Annotated in this window: 14 protein-coding genes; 13 read left to right on the top strand and 1 reads right to left on the bottom strand. The window is 48.9% G+C overall.

Annotation, left to right across the window (positions count from 1 at the left end; genetic code table 11):
* Positions 1-67: 67 nt before the first annotated feature.
* A complete protein-coding gene (locus YWE_RS0112385; RefSeq protein WP_029094827.1) occupies positions 68-1,324 on the bottom strand; it encodes a LysR family transcriptional regulator in 1,257 nt (418 codons plus the stop codon).
* 137 nt (positions 1,325-1,461) lie between these two features.
* Here YWE_RS0112385 and galB point away from each other — a divergent pair, with 137 nt between their 5' ends.
* From galB to YWE_RS0112320, 13 genes are all read left to right on the top strand, one after another.
* Positions 1,462-2,199: a 4-oxalmesaconate hydratase gene (gene galB, locus YWE_RS0112380; RefSeq protein ID WP_029094826.1), complete on the top strand. Its 738-nt coding sequence runs from the start codon at positions 1,462-1,464 to the stop codon at positions 2,197-2,199.
* Positions 2,196-2,915: a 4-carboxy-4-hydroxy-2-oxoadipate aldolase/oxaloacetate decarboxylase gene (locus tag YWE_RS0112375; protein ID WP_029094825.1), complete on the top strand. Its 720-nt coding sequence runs from the start codon at positions 2,196-2,198 to the stop codon at positions 2,913-2,915. Before galB ends, YWE_RS0112375 begins: the two co-directional genes overlap by 4 nt.
* A 196-nt stretch (positions 2,916-3,111) precedes the next feature.
* On the top strand, positions 3,112-4,539 hold the full coding sequence (locus tag YWE_RS0112370; protein ID WP_029094824.1) for an anion permease: 1,428 nt from the start codon (positions 3,112-3,114) through the stop codon (positions 4,537-4,539).
* A 130-nt stretch (positions 4,540-4,669) separates the two neighbouring features.
* The gene (locus YWE_RS0112365; protein ID WP_029094823.1) at positions 4,670-5,446 is read left to right on the top strand and encodes a substrate-binding domain-containing protein; all 777 of its coding nucleotides are present in this window, start codon (positions 4,670-4,672) and stop codon (positions 5,444-5,446) included.
* A 272-nt stretch (positions 5,447-5,718) separates the two neighbouring features.
* Complete coding sequence (locus YWE_RS0112360; protein WP_029094822.1) at positions 5,719-7,308, top strand: FGGY-family carbohydrate kinase; 1,590 nt, start codon at positions 5,719-5,721, stop codon at positions 7,306-7,308.
* Positions 7,309-7,337: 29 nt separating this feature from the next.
* A complete protein-coding gene (locus YWE_RS0112355) occupies positions 7,338-8,984 on the top strand; it encodes a signal transduction protein (protein ID WP_029094821.1) in 1,647 nt (548 codons plus the stop codon).
* Positions 8,985-8,997: 13 nt separating this feature from the next.
* Complete coding sequence (locus tag YWE_RS0112350; RefSeq protein ID WP_029094820.1) at positions 8,998-9,924, top strand: dihydrodipicolinate synthase family protein; 927 nt, start codon at positions 8,998-9,000, stop codon at positions 9,922-9,924.
* Positions 9,925-9,935: 11 nt separating this feature from the next.
* Positions 9,936-11,006: a sialidase family protein gene (locus tag YWE_RS0112345; protein WP_029094819.1), complete on the top strand. Its 1,071-nt coding sequence runs from the start codon at positions 9,936-9,938 to the stop codon at positions 11,004-11,006.
* Entirely contained in the window at positions 11,003-11,977 is a 975-nt protein-coding gene (locus YWE_RS0112340; protein ID WP_029094818.1) for a tripartite tricarboxylate transporter substrate binding protein, read from the top strand. The genes YWE_RS0112345 and YWE_RS0112340 overlap by 4 nt, the downstream gene beginning before the upstream one ends.
* 50 nt (positions 11,978-12,027) lie before the next feature.
* Positions 12,028-12,489: a tripartite tricarboxylate transporter TctB family protein gene (locus YWE_RS0112335; protein ID WP_029094817.1), complete on the top strand. Its 462-nt coding sequence runs from the start codon at positions 12,028-12,030 to the stop codon at positions 12,487-12,489.
* 18 nt (positions 12,490-12,507) lie between these two features.
* Positions 12,508-14,019: a tripartite tricarboxylate transporter permease gene (locus YWE_RS0112330; protein ID WP_029094816.1), complete on the top strand. Its 1,512-nt coding sequence runs from the start codon at positions 12,508-12,510 to the stop codon at positions 14,017-14,019.
* A 317-nt stretch (positions 14,020-14,336) separates the two neighbouring features.
* A complete protein-coding gene (locus tag YWE_RS0112325; protein WP_029094815.1) occupies positions 14,337-15,344 on the top strand; it encodes a LacI family DNA-binding transcriptional regulator in 1,008 nt (335 codons plus the stop codon).
* 695 nt (positions 15,345-16,039) lie between these two features.
* Positions 16,040-21,171, top strand: a 5,132-nt coding sequence (locus tag YWE_RS0112320) for an ESPR-type extended signal peptide-containing protein (protein ID WP_029094814.1), incomplete at its 3' end; no start/stop codon positions are given.

The following is a 21,171-nucleotide window of genomic DNA, read 5'->3' as shown; positions in this document are numbered from 1 at the left end:
GGCTTTAAATAAACATAATATTTAATTAAAGTAAGTTTAAATAATTAATATCATCATCTCTGAAGATTTATAAATACGCCGATTCAGTACCCGACTCATTTGTTTCACTAATCACTTCACGAATACAGTTCATCAGCGCATCGGTTGCCGGAGAATGTAGCGCTCCCTGGCGGGTCATCAGCCCTATTTCTCTGCGAGTACCGGCAAGGCTTACGCTTAGCGGAATAAGAATGCCTTGAGTAACTTCGTAATCCAACTGATGGGAAGATACCGCAGCGACCATATCAGAGCCCAACAGCAGCGCGCGTACTACGGCAGGATCGCCACTTTCTACTACCGGTTTTGGTGATTCTAGCCCCATGTTATGAAAGGACTGCTCAAGCAGATGGCGTGATGGCGCATGATTTCGCGGCAGAACCCATTGAATGTTTCGAAGCTCTTCATTTTTTAGCGCCCGGCGTGACAACGGGTGATTGGGCCGCGTCAGCAAAATCAGCTCTTCTCCAAACAGTAATTCGCTGTGAATTTCTAACACCTTTTCTTCATGGCGCAGCGCACCGACGATGAAATCAATGTCTCCTGCACGTAGCTCGGCCAGCAGCGCGGTAAATCCACCTTCATTGGTGACTATTTTTATATCAGGGTGGCGGGATATCAGCTTAATTGCCGCCTGAGGCAGAATCCGGGCGCGGCTGAGCGGTAGGGCACCAACGCGTACCGCACCGGTCAAGGCTCCTTTGTGGGCAGCAATATCTTCCGGAATATGGCGAATTTCATTTAATGCCCGACTGATGCAGGGGGCGATTTCATGACCGGCCGGCGTGGGCATCATGCCTTTTGGCGTGCGGTGGAATAGCTTCATTCCTGCCCCTTTCTCCAGCACTTTTAACGCGGCACTCACCGCCGGTTGGGTAATGTCCAGCGCCTTAGCGACGCGCAGGGTGTGATGTTGGCGATAAAGCGAGAGGAAAATTTGTAACCGACGGTCGTTGAACAGCCATATCGGTTCGAGCGCTTCACTGTTGCGGTCATCACGCTGCTGCAGCCTGCTTAACAATGCCGGGATGCGGTTTAGCTCTCGAATAGCGGATTGGGCTCGAGGAAGAATAATTTTGCCCAAATCGGTTAACAGCATTCCTCTGGCATGACGTTCAAACAGGGATATGGCTAAAGTGTGTTCAAGATCACGAATCGAACGGGTAATTGCCGATTGAGTACGAAATAAATTGAGCGCCGCTAAGGATGCAGCCCCTTGTTCTGCTGTCATGCAAAAAGCTCTTATTTGCATAATTTTTATAAAGTTATCTTCACCCTTCTTCCGCATTTTTAGCCATATTTAATGTTGTTTGTTTTTTGAGCATAAATGAAATTCGTGGCTAGGGCAATAAAACTCACTGTTCCGAGTTAATTCGGCCATGCAAGAATCCAGAGGGTTAAAACAGCATAAAAAAGGAAATTATCATGGCAAATATTCCACAAAAAACGGCTTTGGTTGTTAGCGCCCATTCGGCGGATTTCGTTTGGCGAGCGGGCGGTGCAATTGCTCTGCACGTCGAGCAGGGTTATCAGGTTCATGTTGTTTGTCTGTCTTACGGCGAGCGCGGAGAGTCAGCCAAACTGTGGCGTAAGGGCAATATGACGGAACAGATTGTTAAAGCAAGCCGCCATACCGAGGCAGAAGCTGCGGCCAACGTACTGGGTGCCAGCATTGAATTTTTTGATATGGGGGATTATCCGCTGCGGGCAGACAAACAAGATCTGTTTCGTCTGGCTGATGTCTTCCGTCGCATCCAGCCTCACTTTGTACTTACGCATTCGTTGGCCGATCCCTACAACTATGACCACCCGCTGGCTGCCAGCTTCACTCAGGAAGCGCGCATTATTGCTCAGGCAGAAGGGTACCTGCCGGGTGAAACCATTATCGGTGCACCGCCGGTTTATTGCTTCGAACCGCATCAACCGGAGCAGTGTGGTTGGAAGCCTGATGTGTTGCTGAATATCACTTCCGTTTGGGAGAAGAAATACGCGGCTATTCAGTGTATGGCCGGTCAAGAACACCTTTGGGAATACTACACGCGGGTGGCGTTACAGCGCGGGGTACAGGCAAAACGCAACGTAGGCATTGCCAGCGCTCAGGTCATTACCTATGGCGAAGGCTATCAAAGCATCTTCCCTCGGGTAACGGAGAATCTGTCATGAGCATCGTGAATATGAAAGGCGTGGTAGTTACGCAGATAGAACGTGCTGAATCCTCTTTGCTAGCGCGCTTTGCCCAATATGGCGTCGCGACAGTGCATGAAGCCCAGCAGCGACAAGGGTTACTGGATGTACGGATTAAACCTATCCAGCAAGGGCGCTGTATTGCCGGTAATGCGGTAACCGTACTGGTCACTCCGGGTGATAACTGGATGTTTCATGTCGCGGTAGAACAGTGCCAGCCCGGTGATGTACTGCTTGTGACGCCGACTTCTGAATGCTACGACGGATTTTTTGGCGACCTGTTGGCAACATCGGTACAGGCTCGCGGAGTGGTGGCACTGGTCGGCGATATTGGTATTCGAGACAGCCAGACTCTGCGCGAAATGAATTTTCCGGTGTGGTCACGTGCGGTGTGGGCTCAGGGAACGGTAAAAGCAACGCTTGGCTCGGTCAATGTGCCGGTGATTTGTGCCGGGCAGTTAGTGAACCCCGGCGATATCGTTGTGGCAGACGACGATGGCGTAGTGATCGTGCCACGGGAGCAGGCTTCAGCCGTGGCCGATGCATCACAGGCTCGCCTCGATCTCGAAATCAGCAAACGCCAGCGTTTGGCAGACGGTGAGCTCGGGTTGGATATCTACCAAATGCGGGAATCATTAGCCAAAAAAGGGTTGCGCTATGTCAGTCGCCTTAGCGACTTAGCGCCACGGACATAAGTCAATGTACGTATTGATCAGCGCCCAATAACGGCGCTCCGGTAGGAGTGCCTATCAGGACGATCTGCAACACCGTACCGACGGGGAACGCGAAAAGGAAGACGGGCGAATTAAATCAACAACGGATGAGATTGATGTTTATCGATTGCCAGTAAGTTTTCACCATTACAACACATTAAAAAAGAGAAACTACAGCATGAAAAATAAATTATGGAAGTTGTGTATCTTAGTCATGATACCGCTTGTTATCTGGTTTATTCCGCCACCGGCCGGATTAACCGAAGCCTCTTGGCGCCTGTCCGGATTCTACTTAGCGGCTATCTGTGGCCTTATTTTAAAACCCTATTCCGAAGCGGTCGTTTTGTTAGGCGTGGTCGGTTTTGCGGGCTTTTTCCTTAATAATACCGGCCAAATTCTTGTCGGATACGCGACCTCAACGGTTTGGTTAGTATTTGCGGCGTTCGGCATCAGTATCGCTTTTGTTAAAACAGGGCTAGGGCGTCGAATTGCCTTTCATATGATCCGTTCTTTTGGCGGTACTACGCTAAGGCTGGGCTATGTGACGGCGTTTTTAGAGTTTGTTATTTCTCCGGTGACGCCGTCCAATACGGCACGCAGCGGCGGAATAGTATTTCCGATTATTCTTTCAGTGGTAAAAGCGCTGGGTTCAGAGCCCGGTGATACGGCAAAGAAAGCGGGCTCTTATTTGATGTCCAATATCTACTTTGTCATGAAAGTCAGCAGCTTTATGTTTATTACGGCGATGGCTCCGAATCTGTTAGCCGCTGATTTTGCCGCCAAGATTTTAGGGGTAAATCTTGACTGGGGCGTTTGGGCTCTGGCAATGCTGGTACCCGGCTTAGCCTTATTATTGATTGTTCCGGCGGTTGGTTATTACTTGGATAAGCCTGAACTGACTAAGGTAGATAATAAAAAGATTGCGGCAGAAGGCCTGGCGGAACTGGGCCCTATCACACGTAATGAAAAGCTGTTAATTGGCATCTTTATTTCTGCTTTGCTTGGTTGGGCATTGCCTTCAATTCTGGGGCAGGTATTCGGCATTGGGTTAAAAATTGATGCAACGGCCGTAGCGATTATGGCGATGGCGCTGTGTATTTTGTTGGGCGTTATCAAGTGGGATGACGTGCTGCAAAACAAAGGTGCCTGGAATACCTTACTTTGGTTTGGCGGCATCATTGGCTTAGCGAGTGCGCTCAGTAAAGCCAAGGTCTTTGACTGGCTGGCTGATTTGATTCAGAACAATATCGATTTTGGCCATAATCCGTTTATTGCCTTAACCGTCATTGGCTTTCTGAGCATTGTTATTCGCTACTTCTTTGCTTCGGCCAGTTCATATGCCATTGCCATGCTGCCGGTATTTCTGACGGTGGGTAAGGTCGCTGGTGCGGATCCGATGGCGCTGGCTCTGGTATTAGCGGCGACGAACTCTTACGGTGGCGCACTGACCCACTATGGCGGTGGTTCCGCCCCGATTATTTTCGGTGCCGGTTATAGCAATGTGAAGCAGTGGTGGATTTCGGGTGCCGTGGTGGCGTTAGTCTGTTTTGTTGTCACCATGACGGTGGGTTATGTTTGGTGGGAACTATTGGGCATTGTTAAATAATAGTTTTTTATCAATTGGTTATATTGGTAGCTGATTGAAAGGTCATGGGTCTGCCTGAACGATAAATCAAGACAGATGCTACTTCTCGCGGCATGACCTTTTGACAAGCTAAGCGACCGGAGAAAAATGAATGAATTATTCTAACCTAATGATATCGGGGCTTTGTATGAGTATGGCGAGTTTAGTGGCTGCGGTACCCGGAGCTGTGGCCGCGGATAGCCCGGCAACGATTCGAATTATTTCTTCTATGGCAACCCGTCAGGTTTTAGCCGAACTGATAGAACAATTTGAGAAACAGTCAGGCTATAAGGTTGAGATAGAATCGGTAGGCGGCGTAGATGCCGCCAAGCGCGTCGAAGCCGGAGAGGCTTTTGACGTTGTCATTCTGGCCTCTAATGCTATCGATAAGCTGATTGATTCAGGAAAAGTTGCATCGGGCAGCCGGGTCGATTTGGTGAAGTCCGGTATTGCTATTGCGGTCAGAGAAGGTAGTGAAGCCGTTGACGTTAGCAGCGAACAGGCGGTGAAACAGGCGGTTTTAGCGGCTAAAACCCTGAGTTATTCGACCGGCCCCAGCGGTGTGTACCTTACCGGGCTATTTGAACGCTGGGGTATTACCGATCAAATTAGCCATCGCATTGTTAAAGCCCCGCCTGGGGTACCGGTCGGTTCGCTGATCGCCAAGGGAGAGGTTGAACTTGGATTCCAACAGCTGAGTGAACTACTTCATTTAAACGGCATTGTTATTCTCGGGCCTTTACCGGCAGAGATTCAGATGATGACCGTCTTTTCCGCCGGCGTGACGGTAAATACAGCGCACAAAGATGCGGTTGAAGCACTGTTAAACTTTCTTGCCTCACCGGCGGCTACACAGGTGAAAGTTAACCAGGGTATGGAACCGATTTAGCCTGTTATCTGAGCCGGCGATCGCCAGATCAAGATATTAGAGTAAGCCTATCAAGCCACAGAAAAGTCATTTTCTGTGGCTTTAGCGTTCTGCACTTTCCCTACAGCTTATCAACCCTATCTGTTAATAAACTGTCGAAATATTATTCAAAGTAATTCATTAGGTTAACTATTCGACTCCGATCGACTTCACATAATTTAAACAAATGAATTGTTTTTGTATCTCGGTTTAAATACTTTGCTAACTCGACGCAGCATTGAATTGGAGCCTGTATGAAACAGCAGTTTTTTATCGGAGTTGATGTTGGCTCGGCCAGCGTGAGGGCCGGCATTTTTGATCGGAAAGGGCAGCGGTTAGCTTTTTCTGTCCGGCCGATTAAACAGTTCCACCCAAGAGCAGACGTGGTTGAACAGTCATCGGCTGATATCTGGTCTCAGGTATGTGAAACGATAAAAGAAGCGGTTGGTTTATCGCAGGTTGATCGCCGTGATATTTGCTCCATCGGGTTTGATGCGACCTGCTCTCTGGTTGCCGTCGGGCACAACGGCGGGCCGATTTCCGTTGCTGAAGATAACGATCCACAGCGGGATATCATCATGTGGATGGATCACCGGGCGGTAGAGCAAGCGACTGAAATTAACTTAACGAATGACCCTGCTTTGCATTATGTCGGTGGTGAAGTCAGCGTCGAGATGGAATTACCCAAAGTTTTATGGCTGAAAAACCACTTCCCTCAACGTTATCAGCAGATATGGCGCCTGTTTGATCTGGCTGACTATCTAGTCTGGCGGGCCTCATCGGCTGACGTTGCCAGTATTTGTACGCTGAGCTGTAAATGGAACTACCTGTCACACGAACAGCGGTTTAGCCACCAACTGTTGAACGCCGTCGGGCTAGACGATTTAGTGGAGAAAGTGCCCGCTACCGTGCTGAATTTAGGCGAGAAAGCCGGAACTCTCAGCCCGGAAAGTGCCGCCCAGTTCGGCCTTCATACTGATGTCACTATTGCCAGCGGAATTATTGATGCCCATGCGGGGGGGCTGGCTTTGGTTGCCGCTAACCCTGCCGGCAGTTTGGCGATCATCAGCGGAACCTCTAACTGCCATATGATTGTCAGCCCAGAACCGGTCATGGTTCCGGGCGTTTGGGGCCCTTACCTTGGTGCCATGATCCCTGAACAGTGGCTGAATGAAGGCGGGCAAAGTGCGGCAGGTTCTTTGGTTGAATGGACTATTCGCCAGAGTGAGTACTGGCCTGCGCTTGAGGCCGAGTCGAACCAGCGCCGGTGCAGTTACTACCAATTACTTAATCAGTGGGTTTTCGAGCTGGAGCAGCGGGAGCCCTTTGCTACCTACAATTTTCACATACTGGCCGATCATCACGGCAACCGCTCACCGAGGGCCAATCCTGAAGCCAGAGGCATGGAGTCCGGGCTCTCACTGGAAACCGGTAAGGATGCATTAGCCCGCCGCTATCTGGCGACGTTACAGGCTATTGCCTACGGTACCCGACATATTATCGAAAGCCTGCATCAAGCCGGGCACCAAATCGAGCGCCTGATTATATGCGGTGGCGCAACAAAAAATCCTCTCTGGCTCAGGGAATATTCCAATGCTACCGGCCGTGAGATCCATTTAGCACAGGAAGATGACGCGGTTACTTTGGGGGCCGCACTTTTGGGCAGTGTCGCCTGCGGTGCATTTTCCAGCTTTGCTGAGGCCGCCGGAGAAATGGTGCGCTACGGCGATGTGATTGTGCCACAGGGCGATACCAAAGCCTTCCATGATGCGAAATATCAGGTCTATTTGCAGATGTATCAGGACCAGCAGCGTTATAACGAAATTATGCACAACGGGCTGTAATAATTTTATTTCAAAACAGGAATATCAACGTGTTAAAACTAAACTTGCCCCCGTCACCGGCTAAAATTGGTACGGATAACAAACAAATACTGATGGTAACCAATGCCGATTTACGTGAGCCGGCTAACGTAACCTGCTGGCCAGTGCAGAAAAAATTTGAAGATAAGCTACAGTTAGCCCTTCAGCAGCAAGGCTATGAAATGAAACGGGCTCATCCGATCAATCAAACTCGCGGACATGGTTTTATCAGCAGCCAGCGTGAAGGCAGCGACCTGTTTGCTGCCATCGATCCGGATGCTCCGGTGATTGTGCTGTTGACAGCATGGCAGTACTCCCATCACGTTGCACCGTCATTGGCTAATCATCGTGGCCCGGTTTTATTACTGGCTAACTTTGACGGAACCTGGCCGGGGCTGGTCGGTATGCTATGTCTGGCCGGTACCTTAACCAGCTTAGGCAAACCCTATTCACGTTTATGGTCTGCTGAATTTGATGATGAGTTTTTCCTGCAGGGGCTGCAAACCTGGCTGCGCTATGGCTCATTACAGCATCAAAATAGCTACCTGCATGATGTGCCACCAACTCACCCGGTTATGGCAACCGAAGCGGGGGCCATTGGTCGTAAGGTCGGAGAGTATGTCTTACAGCATAAAGAGATCCTTGGCCTGTTTGATACCTTCTGCATGGGGATGATTAACGGTGTCTTCCCACAGCAGGCGCTGGTGAAAATTGGCATGCCGCTGGAATCGTTATCTCAGTCAGCGCTGCTGGTGGAAATGGCCAAAGTACCGAAATCTCTGCGCCAAGAGTGCGTAAGTTGGTATGAGCAACGGGGAATGACCTTCAAGTTCGGCACCGACGGCACTAAAGAGCTGACCCGGGAGCAGGTAGAAGAGCAGTGTGCCATGATGATTGCCATGGGGCGTTTTGTTAAGCGCTTTGGTTTATCTGCGGTCGGCGTTCAATACCAGCAAGGGCTGAAAGATAGCTGTGCCGCTTCGGACTTCGCCGAAGGCGCTATCGGTTCGACGGAACGCTTCCCGATCCCGGATGAGAACGGTGAAATTATCTGCCCCGGCCAGCCAATTCCCTGCATAAATGAAGTGGATATGGGAACCGCGATTCCACAGACCATGCTATGGCGTTTACTCAGTTCGTTAGGGCTACCGGCAGAAACAACCTTGCATGATATTCGCTGGGGCAGTGACTATCAGGGAACGTTCTATTGGGATATGGAGATTTCCGGCGCGGTGCCTTTTGAACATCTTAAAGGTGGCATTGCCGGTGCTACCGGTTATCGTCAGCCGGCGATGTTCTTCCCTTACGGCGGTTCGACTATCGCCGGTCAAGGTAAAGCGGGGCGGTTTATCTGGTCGCGAGCTCATTATGAAGGCACTGATGTGATTATGCATATCGGTACCGGTCATGCGGTAGAACTGCCGGAAGCAGAGTTTGAGCGCCGCCGTCGGGCAACCAACTATGAGTGGCCTTTGCTTAACTGTGTACTGGACGGCGTCACCAGAGACGATCTGATGGCCGGCCACCAGAGTAACCACGTTACCATCGCCTATGTTGACCAGGCTAAATTGCAGAGCGTATTACAGGCTTTTGTGGCCCAGTGTCTGACTCAGGGTATTCAGGTTAAAGTTGCCGGCGACGCGGCCAGTGTACTTTAAGGAGAAACAGAACGTGAGTGAACAAAAATATGTAGGTGTCTGGCCGGTTATGCTGACGCCTTTTGATGAAAACCGCAATATCGACTGGCAGTCGCTGGAAAAATTGATTGAGTGGTATCTGGCCGCCGGTGTTCATGGACTCTTTGCCGACTGCCAGTCCAGCGAAATGTTTTTCCTGAGTGATAACGAAGCCAGAAAGCTGGTGCGCTTTATCATTGAGAAAGTTGATGGTCGCGTTCCGGTGGTCGCCTCAGGCCATACTGCCAGCGCCTTAAGCCACCAAAGTGAGCAACTGATCGGCATGGCTGAAACCGGCGTTGACGGCGTGATTATGATCAGTAATCGCTTGGCACTGGCCGGGGAAAGTGACGAGAAATCGTTGGAAACCCTGCAACTGCTTACGTCTCAACTGCCAGAATCGGTAGATCTGGGGATTTACGAATGCCCTTATCCTTATAAGCGCTTACTGTCGGATGAAACCGTGGCATGGTGCGCTCAAAGTGACAGATTCACCTTTATTAAGGATACCTGCTGCGACTTAGCAACGATTAAACGGCGGGTCGAGCTTTCTGCCGGCAGTCGCTTGCATCTGGCGAATGCCAATAGCCAAACGTTGCTCGCCTCTTTTGAGGCCGGATGCAAAGCCTTTAGCGGTGTGATGGCAAATTTCCACCCTGAACTGTACGTTTGGCTGTATGAGAACTGGCAGTCTGAGCCGGAGAAGGCACAGAGGCTGTCTGATTACTTATCGACCGCTGCGCTGGTAGAGAATCTGGATTACCCGATTTGCGGCAAGTATTTTCAGCAATCGTTAGGAAATTTTCGTACTATCTTGTGCCGCGTCAGGGATAGCCAAGGATTTAATAACACGTTTTATCCGGGTGCCATTGATGCCATGGCTCGTTTAGGTGATGAGATACGCAAGTCTCTGAGTCTTTAAGGAATCTGTACATGCAATTAAGTCAGCAACCATCGCAATTTTTACTTGATGCACAACATCAGTTATTTAATAACTGCCATGCATCAACTCTGGTGGTACTGCCAGAAAGCGGCGATCTGTTGGTTGCCTACTTTGCCGGTCAAAAAGAGGCCAGTGGTGATACCGCTATTTGGCTGTCGCGCTGTGTTGATGGCCAATGGCAAACGGCACAGCGAACCATTGCCGAAGACGGACTGGCGCACTGGAACCCGGTTTTGCATTATCAGTTTGGCACCTTATGGCTATTCTACAAAGTTGGACCCGACGTTCATCACTGGGCTACTCGTTACGTCACTTCCGGTGACGGCGGGCGGAACTGGAGTAAACCGATGGAACTGGTGGAGGGCGATAACAGTCCTCGAGGACCGGTTAAGAACAAGCTGTTGGAAATGTCTAACGGCGAGTGGCTAGCCCCGGGCTCAGTAGAAGACGATCGCTACTGGGACTGTTTTGTCGATATATCGGCCGATCTGGGCGAAAGCTGGCAGAGGGTGGATATCCCTATTCGGCATATTCAATCCGGGCCGGTAAATGGCAATGATGTCTGGCAGGGTCTAAAAGATGACGCATTATGGGAAACGGATGTGAATCGGGTATTCCAATGGGACGGTGTTATCCAGCCGACCCTATGGGAGTCTGAACCGGGCCATGTTCATGCCTTAATGCGTAGTACCCGCGGGCGCATTTATCGTAGTGATTCAGTGGATTATGGCCGGACCTGGTGCCCGGCTTACCCAACGGATTTACCTAATAATAATAGTGGCATTGACGTTGTTTCGATGGATAACGGGCTGTTAGTTTTGGCCTATAACCCGATTGAAGGTAACTGGAACCGACGTTATCCGATTTCGATTAGTTATTCTTTAGACAACGGTAAGAACTGGTCGGTACCTCTGGATTTTGAAAGCAAGGAAGGTGAGTTCTCTTATCCGGCAATTATTGCGGACGGGCAGAACCTGCATATGACGTATACATGGAATAGAAAGAACATCATATATCAACCCATTACTGCTGATGATTATAAAAACGGAGAGTTCTCATGAAAAAAAGTCTACTCACAATACTGACGCTGATGCTATTACCCTTTGGCATCACTCAGGCAGCTCAGACCTTGACCTACCCTACAAAAAATATTGAAGTTGTTATTCCTAAAAACCCGGGTGGTGGTACTGATACCTCTGCCAGAACGATTACCGAGTTTGCTCGCGATAGCATGCCAAAAGGGTTGATCTTTATTCCGGTGAATAAGCCGGCAGGTAATGGTTTAACCGGCCTGATCGAAGTGGCTAAGGCTAAGCCTGATGGCTATAAGCTGGTAATGACTACCGTTGAGCTGGCGATGTTCCCGCATCAGGGAAAATCGCCGGTAACTTATAAAGACTTTACCCCTATCGCCACGACTATCGCCGATCCGGTTGCTGTGGTGGTCAATGCTAAATCCCCTTATAACACTCTACAGGAGTTTATTGACGGCGCTAAAGCTAACCCCGGAAAAATCAAAGTAGGTAACTCAGGCATTGGCGCAATCTACCATTTAGCCGCGATTAATATTGAAAAAACAACCGGTGTGAAGTTCAACCATATTCCTTATAACGAGGGTACTGGGCCTTCTATTGCTGCCTTAGTGGGTGGTCACCTTGATGCGGTATTAACCACGCCGGGATCGGTAAAGTCACAGGTTGATGCCGGCATTCTGAAAGTGCTGGGTGTGATGGATGACAAACGTTTTGAGCTGTTCCCGGATGTCCCGACGTTCAAAGAAGCATTAGGACTTGAAGGCAATGTGAAAATGCGTGCCTGGGCCGTGTTAGCGACAACCGCCGATGTGCCGGATAACGTTAAAAAAGAGTTGATTGATACCTTTACTCAAGTTGTCAAAGATCCGGCTTACCAAGAAGCGTTGAAAAAGCAGGGTATTATGCCGGTTGTTATTACCGGTGATGATGCTTACACCATGATGAAAGAAGATGATGAAATGTATAAAGCATTAATTGCCGAGACCATGAAAAAGTAAATAACCGGTAATCTCCTGCCGGCTATGTCGGCAGGAGGGAGAACAATGCGATGCGGAAACTCAATATTGTTGTTGGCGCTTTATCTGTTTTATTAGGTTTGGTTATTCTCTACCTGTCCCGTGATATGAGTCTGTTTGATGAGTCCGGCGTTCCCGGTGAACGTTTCTGGCCTTATGGATTGGCGTGGTTATTTATTGGGTTAGGCATTTTGCAGTGGATCGAAGTGTTTATTGCTCGGTTAAAAACCACCGATGAAGAGGTTGATCTCACCTCCCCGGCGGTCAGGACCTCTTATCTGGTTGCCGTGATCATGGTGGTGTACGGCGTTATTCTGAATTATACCGGTTTTATTGTTTCTACATTGTTACTGATCCCGGTGATCATGTGGATGATGGGTGAACGTCGGGCTTGGTTTTTGGCATCTATTTCCGTCGTTATGGTGGCCAGCATCTATATCTTCTTCACCATGATATTTAATTCCCCTCTACCTATATCTGAGCTTTTAGAATAAAAGGATTAAGGAATTACTATGAATGAAATATTAGAAGCCTTTTTCGTGGTATTCAGCTTAGAGACGGTATCCATGATTTTGTTGGGCGTTCTGGCTGGGATTATTATTGGTGCTCTGCCCGGCTTAACGGTCAATATGGGGATAGCTCTGCTGCTACCGCTGACTTACTCTTTTCAGGGAATGACCGGTATTTTACTGTTGCTTGGTGTTTATTGCGGTGCCGTTTATGGCGGTTCTATCACGGCAATATTAATAAGTACACCCGGGACACCGGCTTCGGCAGCCACGGTGCTCGATGGCTATCCGATGGCCAAAAAAGGCGAGGCGGGAAGAGCGCTGGGGCTGTCGACCATGGGGTCAATGTTTGGTGGCTTATTCAGTACCGTGGCGCTGGTGTTAATTGCCCCGATGCTGGCTCAAGTGGCAACCGGATTTTCGGCCGCGGAGTATTTTGCCCTCGCTATTTTTGGTATCAGTATTATTACCAGCGTTTCATCCCAGTCTATTATCAAAGGGTTGATGGGCGGTGGTATTGGTCTGGCGATTGCCACCGTTGGCTTAGATCCTATGACCAGCGGTATGCGCTTTACCTTTGATTCGGTCTATTTGATGGGTGGCATTTCGTTTATTCCGGTATTGGTCGGATTATTTGCGTTTTCCCAAGGCTTACTCAGTTTTGAAGAGAACTTCCGTGAAAAGCAGACCGGACAGGTGCAGATTATTAAAGCGGCAATCAGTCGGATCTTGCCAACGTGGTTAGACTTTAAACGGGTTTTACCGACCTATTTACGTTCATCAGCCATCGGAACAACGATTGGTGCCATTCCCGGTACCGGCGGAGATATTGCCTCTTTTATTGCCTATAACGAAGCTAAACGTTGGTCAAAGCACCCGGAAGAGTTCGGACACGGTTCCCCTGAAGGGGTGTCTGCACCGGAAGCCGGTGCCAATGCGGTTTCTGGTGGTGCAATGGTTCCTCTGATGACGCTAGGTATTCCTGGTGATGGCGCTACGGCGATCATTATGGGGGCCTTTATGGTTCAGGGGCTGGCATTAGGTCCACAGCTATTTACCGACCATCCGGTTGAGGTGAATACTATCTTTATCGGCCTGTTTGCTGCCAACATCTTTATGGGTATTATGGGCTTTGCTTTTATGCGGTTATTTGCCAAAGTAATGGATGTACCGCGTAGCGTATTGGTTCCGGTAATCTTAGTGCTGTGTTCCGTTGGCGCATATTCAGTTAACCATAGTATGACCGACGTGTTTGTTATGATGGGCTCAGGATTTTTGGCCTATATCATGATTAAGCTGAATTTCTCCATGTCGCCGATTGTGATTGGCATTATTCTCGGGCCTATGGCTGAATCTAACTTACGCAGAGCTTTAATGATGTCAGAAGGGGATCCGAGCGTTTTCTTAACTCGGCCGATATGCGCAACGTTTCTGGCCATTGCCATACTAACGCTTCTGTTACCGATATTCGGACCGGGCATCAAAGCCTATTGGAAAAAGCGCAAGGCTAAGTAAGTCATGTATGTCAGTTAAGCATTTCTATATTATGTGGCTCCACTCAATCATCACCCCGTTTTTCAACGGGGTGACGAGGGTGATAGTTCCGTGATAACGGGGCAAATCATGGTCTTAAATTTATTTATTGCCCTTTACTGACAGGCATTAAAGGCTAAGTAAGCGTCTTTTATTTTGGTATTGAGAGTACAGCACAGCCTTAAAATTACAGATAAGGCCGTGCTGGGTATACCTTTGTCATGATCGATTTTTTTAAGGCTTTATGAAATCGGTGATACCATTATTCGTGTGTGACCTGACGGAATAGATAAGTCATTATGGCAAAAACCATCGAGCAGATTGCTAACGATCTCGGCCTCTCAATTACTACCGTTCGCTTGGTATTAAACGGTAAGGCAGAACAATATCGCATCAGCGTTAAGACTCAGGAGAAGATATCCGCTTACGTTGAGGAGTACGGCTACATTGTTAACCATACTGCGCGCAGTCTTAAATTAAATAAGACCGAAACCTTTGGCTTAGTCATTCCTCGTTTATCAAACCCTTTCTTTTCTGCACTGGCTGAACTGATGGAGATTCGCTGCCGGGAGGCGGGTTATCAATTGATGATCTGCTGTACCTACGGAGATCCAAAGTATGAAAACAAGCTGGTGAAATCACTGGAAGAGCGCAACGTTGACGGCATTTTTGTCGTCTCGGTTGATGCAAAGAGCCAGGCTCACCATATTAAACACCGTAATAAACCCCTGGTATTTCTCGATCGGGATTTCGGGGTGAAAGGCGCCTCCTGTGTGATTACAGATAACTGTGAAAGCGGCTACCAGCTCACCAGTGCCATGTTAAATAAGGTACAGCAGCCGATTCACTTCTTTGTGGGTGACGGCGGTTTGCCTACGATTGCCGACCGGTTAAGTGGCTATGTGAGAGCCATGACAACCATCGGGCTTCAGGAAGATTCAGCCCATACCTCTTATGCCGACCATAACCGGACTCAGGACGGTGAACTGATGATGGAACGGTTTATCGCTCAACATCAGCAATATCCGCTTAACTTTATTGCCTCTTCACTACCGATTTTAGAAGGCGGGTTGAGCGTGCTGCGCGAACGCTACGGTCATATACCAGCCCAAATTAATATCGGGACCTTCGATGAACACGTGATGCTGAGCTTTCTCGGCAACAATATCTGGTCGATGCGACAGGATGAAAAGACGCTGGTAGAACAGGCGTTTTTATTAATGAGTCGCAAGGTGACCGGACATAAAGCAACGGAACGTTTTGTCGCCAAAGCTGAGTTAATCTGTCGCCTCGGATTTGATATCTGATTTAAGATCTCTAAACGCCTCCATTACTCTTTCTCCCGAATGATAAAAGCGTCAGGTATATGTGTTATTCAGGAAAATTGACTGCTGATATTCAGCGTAATTTAAGCTGAATATCAATTACTGCATGCAGATAATTAGTAGTTAATTGATAATCACTCTTGAAGTAGTAATGCTAAGTAACTATGTTGTTTGGTGATGTTTAATTGAAAATTTATATACTTAATATTGCTGTATGAATTAAAATTATACATTAATATTGAATTACTCTTTTAATATAGATTAAATTCAATAATCTAACGCATTGGTAATATTTGATTTTATTTTTTATATTATTCAGAACAGAAGCTTAGCTTTACTACCTCTTTAGTTGTAATTTTTCCATTATAAAGTTATTTATTGTATAAAAACATGCAATTACACTTGGTTTTGTGTTTTTTGCTTAATTTCCCATGCGTGATAGAATACTTTTAAATTGCATCTAACGATCGATAGCACTTGTTTGATAGTTAATGATTATCAAATGATGTAAATCGATCGTTATTAACAATTTATTAAAAAATCGATAGTGATCTACTATTGCCGCCGTATATAGGACGATTTTGTTTATGGATGATAATTCCCTTTGTCTGGTTATTAAATAATCCATAAGTAGATTTTTATCGATTTATTGGATATCGACATAGGGAATTGTATTTATGAATAAGGTTTATAAAACTATTTGGAACAACTCGTTAGGTGCGTGGGTTGTTACTTCTGAGTTAGGGCGTGGAAAAATAAAAAGCGCCACATCTAAAGCGTTGGCAGGAATTGCGCTAACCACATTACTCTCTACGCAAGCTATTGCGACACCCTGTGACCCCGGTACGCTGACCTGCGATCTAGGTTCAACATGGGGAGCTGCTGCTAATAATAATCAAAATGGAACGGCAGTTATCTCTGATGGTAATAGCTATGCTATCAGTGGGGTATCATCCTGGGGAGCAGGGCAAAGCACCTATTTGGCCCTTCGGGATATTCAGACCATCATAGACAGAGGCTATGCTGTTTACCAAGGCGGTGTTGCTGTTACCACCGTGCCTAAAGCCGATAGAATGATTGTTTCACCGGGGCTGACTGAGTCCATTCTTGTTTTTGACCCGATTACCAGCAGTAATACTTCCGTTCTGGTTTATCATTCAGCATCTTTCACCGATAAAGATACTTACGACCTCGGTGCCAGCGGTGCATTTATGAGGCAGGGTGCCACGCCGTACGTTGATACCCGCCTGGCCAATATTAGTCACGGGGTGGCAAACATCTCTTTAGATAATGATTCATATGCTATCGGTGAGATGAGGGAAAGCTCTTTCGTGTATGTGGATGGCACCACTGCCAATCATGCGCAAGCCAACTGGGACTCTCAGCAACTGCTTTCCGTCATGTCACCGGCAGACTGGTCAAAATCTAGTTCATTAACTAATTTTAACGCTGTAAAAGATACCTTTGTCGGTTCCTTAGCTGCATTTGATGGTAGCCAGCATACGATTACTTCGTTAGACAGCTATAAGGCCTATAATGACTGGTTAATCAGTCAGTTGAAAACGGGCGATCTCCGTTATAGCCAATACCAAACGGAATTGAATAAAGCCTATAATCGGGTGACTACCGTTTATCAATACAGCAACCTGCCGGAAGGCAGCAGCCCGTCATCCTACGGTGAAAATTATGCATACTGGCTTCACGCTAAAGGAGAAAATGCCACCGTTACCGTGGCCTCCGGCGGTAAACTTAATGTCAGTGTGGGCAGTTCCACAACCTTTAATACCGTTCGTCTTGAAGATAAAGCGATCGGTATTAACAATGGTGAAATACTGTCGACGGCTAATCTGGCCTATATCCTCAGCGGAGGGCGCTTTACCAATAATGGACTGATGTCATTAGGCGGTGGCGTTGTTATCGGTGCATATGGTGCAGCCCCAGTTATTGTCAGTGGTACAGGCAGCTCATTTATCAATAATACCGGGGGTGTTTATAACGTTTCCCCTCGTCATTACTATACGAATAAAGGCTCAAATGGCGCAGTTTTTGGGGTGTCTGTCTATGCCGGCGGATCGGCTGAAAATAAAGGTACGATAAATGCCGGCTACTGGCAGGATAATATCCCCGAGCAGGTAACGGGTCTGGTGTACGTTGCCCGGGCTTATACTAATTCTTCTTTTGTTAACGCTGAGAGCGGTCAGATCAATCTTGGTTATGCTCAGGACGGTATTAACCTTGCCTATCTTTCCTCTGGCAGCGCGGGCATTGTGTCAGATATCGGAGCGCGCGGTGAGAATCAGGGCACCATTACGCTGAGTTCAATTGCCGACGGTGTGTATGGCATGTATGGCCTTAACGGTACAACATCCCTGCTAAATAACGGCACAATTAATGTTAACAGCAATGGCGATGATGGCCGTTTTGTTCCTTCCCAGAGTATCGGTATTTATTCAATTTCCCAGACCTTAGGCTCGGTTAACAATACCAATACGATTAATTTGAACGGGTTAAATAATATCGGCATAAAGGCGTTTGCCGGTGGTAAAGCGACGTCGTCCGGCACCATCAACGTCGCCGGAGGGATAGATGCTACAACCGGATTAAGGAACTATGGCGTCTGGTCTGAAACTATTAACTCTCTGGTTGATATTTCCGGCAGCGTTAACCTAAAAGGTGACGGCGCCATTGGTGTTCATGCCCGCAGCGGCGGCACCATCAGCCTGTCGGGTAACGGTCAGGTCAACTTCTCCGACGGTGAGAACCAGATCGGCTACTTCGTTTACGGTGCCGGCTCTAAAATCAATAACACCAGTAGCGGTACCCAAGACGTTACCACTAAAAATTCTACCTTAATGCGTCTTGACGGCGGGGCGACCTTTGCCGGTTCGTCAGGTGCAACTTCAACCATGTCGGCCTCCGGCGATAATGCCAATGTGATTGTGGCGACCGGTACCGATACCCGCGTCGATTCGGGCGGTATGACGGTCAATGTGAACGGCAAAAACGCTACCGGCTTCCTGATTGAAGGCGGGGCGACCGGTAATATTGGCAGCACTGCTACCATAAAACTCTCCGGCGAAGGGGCGATTGCCGGCATTGCCGACGGGCAGGGCCATGACCTGACCGGTGCCGAAAAGATAATGACCGAGGCGGAGAAAAAAGCCACCTCGCTGACCGCCGGGGCTAATCTTAACTCATCGCTTAACGGCGTTGTCGGCTATATTGCCCGCAATTTAGCNACNTTAACGAACTCCGGTAATATTGTTTTTAGCGGCGATAACACCACCGGTATTCAGGTNGAAGAAGGGGCGGTTGGCGTAAACAGCGGCAATATCACCTTAGACGGNCAAGGCTCNGTGGGGCTCAAAGCCTCGGCCAGCACCCTTGAAACCCAATTGAGTTCTACCGGCAACCTGACCTTAAACGGTAACTGGAACGGGGCGGATGATGCCACCCGGACCACTGGCGTATTAGCCGACGGCAGTCAGGTCGCTGTCACTATCGGTGATGGCGTCAGTGCCGCAGCGGTAAATCTGAACGGCGCAGGAACGGTGGGCGTTCATGCTACCGCAGGCAGCACCGTGACGCTCAATGATAAAGTTGCGGTGAACTTTGACAGCAATAACTCCGACCAGATTGCCTTCTGGGTTGATGGAAACGGCTCTCAGATTATTACTGATGCCGGTACTACCGAGACGCAGGTCAACGGTGACGGGGCTACTTTATTCTATGTCACTGACACCGCAACGCTGGGCGGCGCACTGAACCTGAAGCTGTCAGGTAAAGCGGGCAGCGATAAAATTACCTCCGGTATTCGGGTGAGCGGTGCGGGTTCACTGGCAACGCTGGCCACCGGCAGTCAGCTGACTATCGGCACCAATGCCACCGGCGTACTGGCAGAGAACGCCGGTAAAGCGGTGATTGAAAACGGCGCGGCCTTTAACATCAGCGGCGATAAGGCGATTGTCGGTAAAGCCAGCGGTGAGCATAGCCTGGTGGAAAATAAAGCCACGGTAACCTCCGGCNANGGCAGCAGCGGCTCCACGGCCTTTTTGGCCGAGAACGGCGGCGAGATTGATAACCAAGGCACCATCAACTTATCTTTAGGCGCTGACCATACGGCCATCAGCCTGAACAACGGCCACCTGGTGAATAGCGGAAATATTCAGGCTAACGGTACCGCCATTCATATTAAAGGCAGCGACAGTACCATTACCAACGCCAAAACCATTGAAGCGGTTAACGGTAAAGCGGCGATTCATGTGGATGCGGGCGCAGGGCTGAACTTAAGTGCAGCATCCGGCACCGGCACCATTAAAGCCGGCGGTACCGCAGACGGTATTTTACTCAGCCAAGGTGCGCTTAGCCTGAACGTGGCCAATACCGTTATTGAAATGAGCGATGCTGGTGCCAGCGGTATCGGTATTCATAACGTGGCCGGTATTGAAGGCATTAAGCTGGATAACACTAAGATTCAACTGGGCGGCACCGGTATTGGTATTAAAACCGGGGCGTCGTTAGCCAAAACGAATAGCGGTAATATCAATGTCACTGACGGTATCGGTATTCTATATCTGAATGAAGATGGCTCTGCGGTGGCCTCTGATATCGACTTCTCTGACTCAAAAAAATTGGTCATTGATGTGTCAGGTCAGGGCGTGGGGGTTAAAGCCACGCTGGACGGGAATAACCGAACGGTGAATACCGGCGTCAGTGTTAACGTAGAAAGCCTTAGCGGTGGCTCAGCCATTGATGTGAGCGGTGCCAAAACCGTGGCGAACACGGGAGAATTGGTCTCAAAATCTACCGTGGCTAACGGCAGTGTACTGAATGTCCACGATGCTGAGACCATCAGTAACAGCGGCACCATTACTGCATCCTCAGCAGATATCGCCGCCATCGCCATGTCCAATGCCGGCAATAAAACCTTTACTAATACCGGCGATATTACCGGGCTGTTGGATTTTGCTACCGGGGATAATCTGATTAATCTGACCGGCGGCACCCTGAGCGGCAATATCAAGGCCAGTGGCGGGGCCAATACCCTGACGGCATCGGGTGGTTCGGTTCACACCGGTGATGTTATTCTGGCCGGAACTCAAGCTCAGACCGTCACGGTCAACGATGCGTCAACACTGGGTCATCTGGTGATGACCGGAGCTGGCAATCATCAAATCACAGTGACAGGGGCCTCTACGCTCGGCAATGTGGCACTGGGTGACGGAAACAGTCAAATCACCGTCGACGGTTCAACCGCAGGCAATATCACGCTGGGCACCGGCAATAATAATCTGACCCTGTCCGGCTCGGCGCAAATTGCTAACTTGGTGGCGGGTATCGGTGGGAATAACACCGTGCTGGTTAAAGATACGGCCACTTTTGGTACGCTGGATGCGGGCACCGGCGGTGCCAACGATAGCCTGACCTTTGACGGGGTGGATTATCAGTTGGCTAACACCTCAGATATTCAACATTTCGACCTGCTGAACCTGACCCACGGTGCGGACTTTACCACTGCACAGCAGATTCAGATGGGGGATACGGCAACATCATCAGGCCGAGTTGCCATTGATGGCGCTTCATCGCTGGTGCTTAATGCTACCGGTGATTACCGCCTTAACCATGCGCTAAGCGGCAATGGCTTAGTCGATATCACTGCGACCGATAGCTTCGATTTTGGCCCGGCATCAGGCNGCCAGTTTGCCGGCAGCGTGCAGATGAACAGCAAGGCCTTTAACCTGTCGGATGACAATACTAAGGCTTTAACCAATGCCACATTGAAGGTGATGAGCGATAACACCACCACCGT

The sequence above is a fragment of the Budvicia aquatica DSM 5075 = ATCC 35567 genome, assembly GCF_000427805.1.
GTDB classification, from domain to species: Bacteria; Pseudomonadota; Gammaproteobacteria; order Enterobacterales; family Enterobacteriaceae; genus Budvicia; species Budvicia aquatica.
Note: the sequence above shows the minus strand (reverse complement) of the source record. Positions and strands in the feature narration are given on the sequence as shown.

Bases quoted from the DNA above. Each gene is read 5' to 3' on its own strand.
- YWE_RS0112385 (WP_029094827.1), bottom strand. From the start codon at position 1,324: ATGCGGAAGAAGGGTGAAGATAACTTTATAAAAATTATGCAAATAAGA.
- galB (WP_029094826.1), top strand. From the start codon at position 1,462: ATGGCAAATATTCCACAAAAAACGGCTTTGGTTGTTAGCGCCCATTCG.
- YWE_RS0112375 (WP_029094825.1), top strand. From the start codon at position 2,196: ATGAGCATCGTGAATATGAAAGGCGTGGTAGTTACGCAGATAGAACGT.
- YWE_RS0112370 (WP_029094824.1), top strand. From the start codon at position 3,112: ATGAAAAATAAATTATGGAAGTTGTGTATCTTAGTCATGATACCGCTT.
- YWE_RS0112365 (WP_029094823.1), top strand. From the start codon at position 4,670: ATGAATTATTCTAACCTAATGATATCGGGGCTTTGTATGAGTATGGCG.
- YWE_RS0112360 (WP_029094822.1), top strand. From the start codon at position 5,719: ATGAAACAGCAGTTTTTTATCGGAGTTGATGTTGGCTCGGCCAGCGTG.
- YWE_RS0112345 (WP_029094819.1), top strand. From the start codon at position 9,936: ATGCAATTAAGTCAGCAACCATCGCAATTTTTACTTGATGCACAACAT.
- YWE_RS0112340 (WP_029094818.1), top strand. From the start codon at position 11,003: ATGAAAAAAAGTCTACTCACAATACTGACGCTGATGCTATTACCCTTT.
- YWE_RS0112335 (WP_029094817.1), top strand. From the start codon at position 12,028: ATGCGGAAACTCAATATTGTTGTTGGCGCTTTATCTGTTTTATTAGGT.
- YWE_RS0112330 (WP_029094816.1), top strand. From the start codon at position 12,508: ATGAATGAAATATTAGAAGCCTTTTTCGTGGTATTCAGCTTAGAGACG.
- YWE_RS0112325 (WP_029094815.1), top strand. From the start codon at position 14,337: ATGGCAAAAACCATCGAGCAGATTGCTAACGATCTCGGCCTCTCAATT.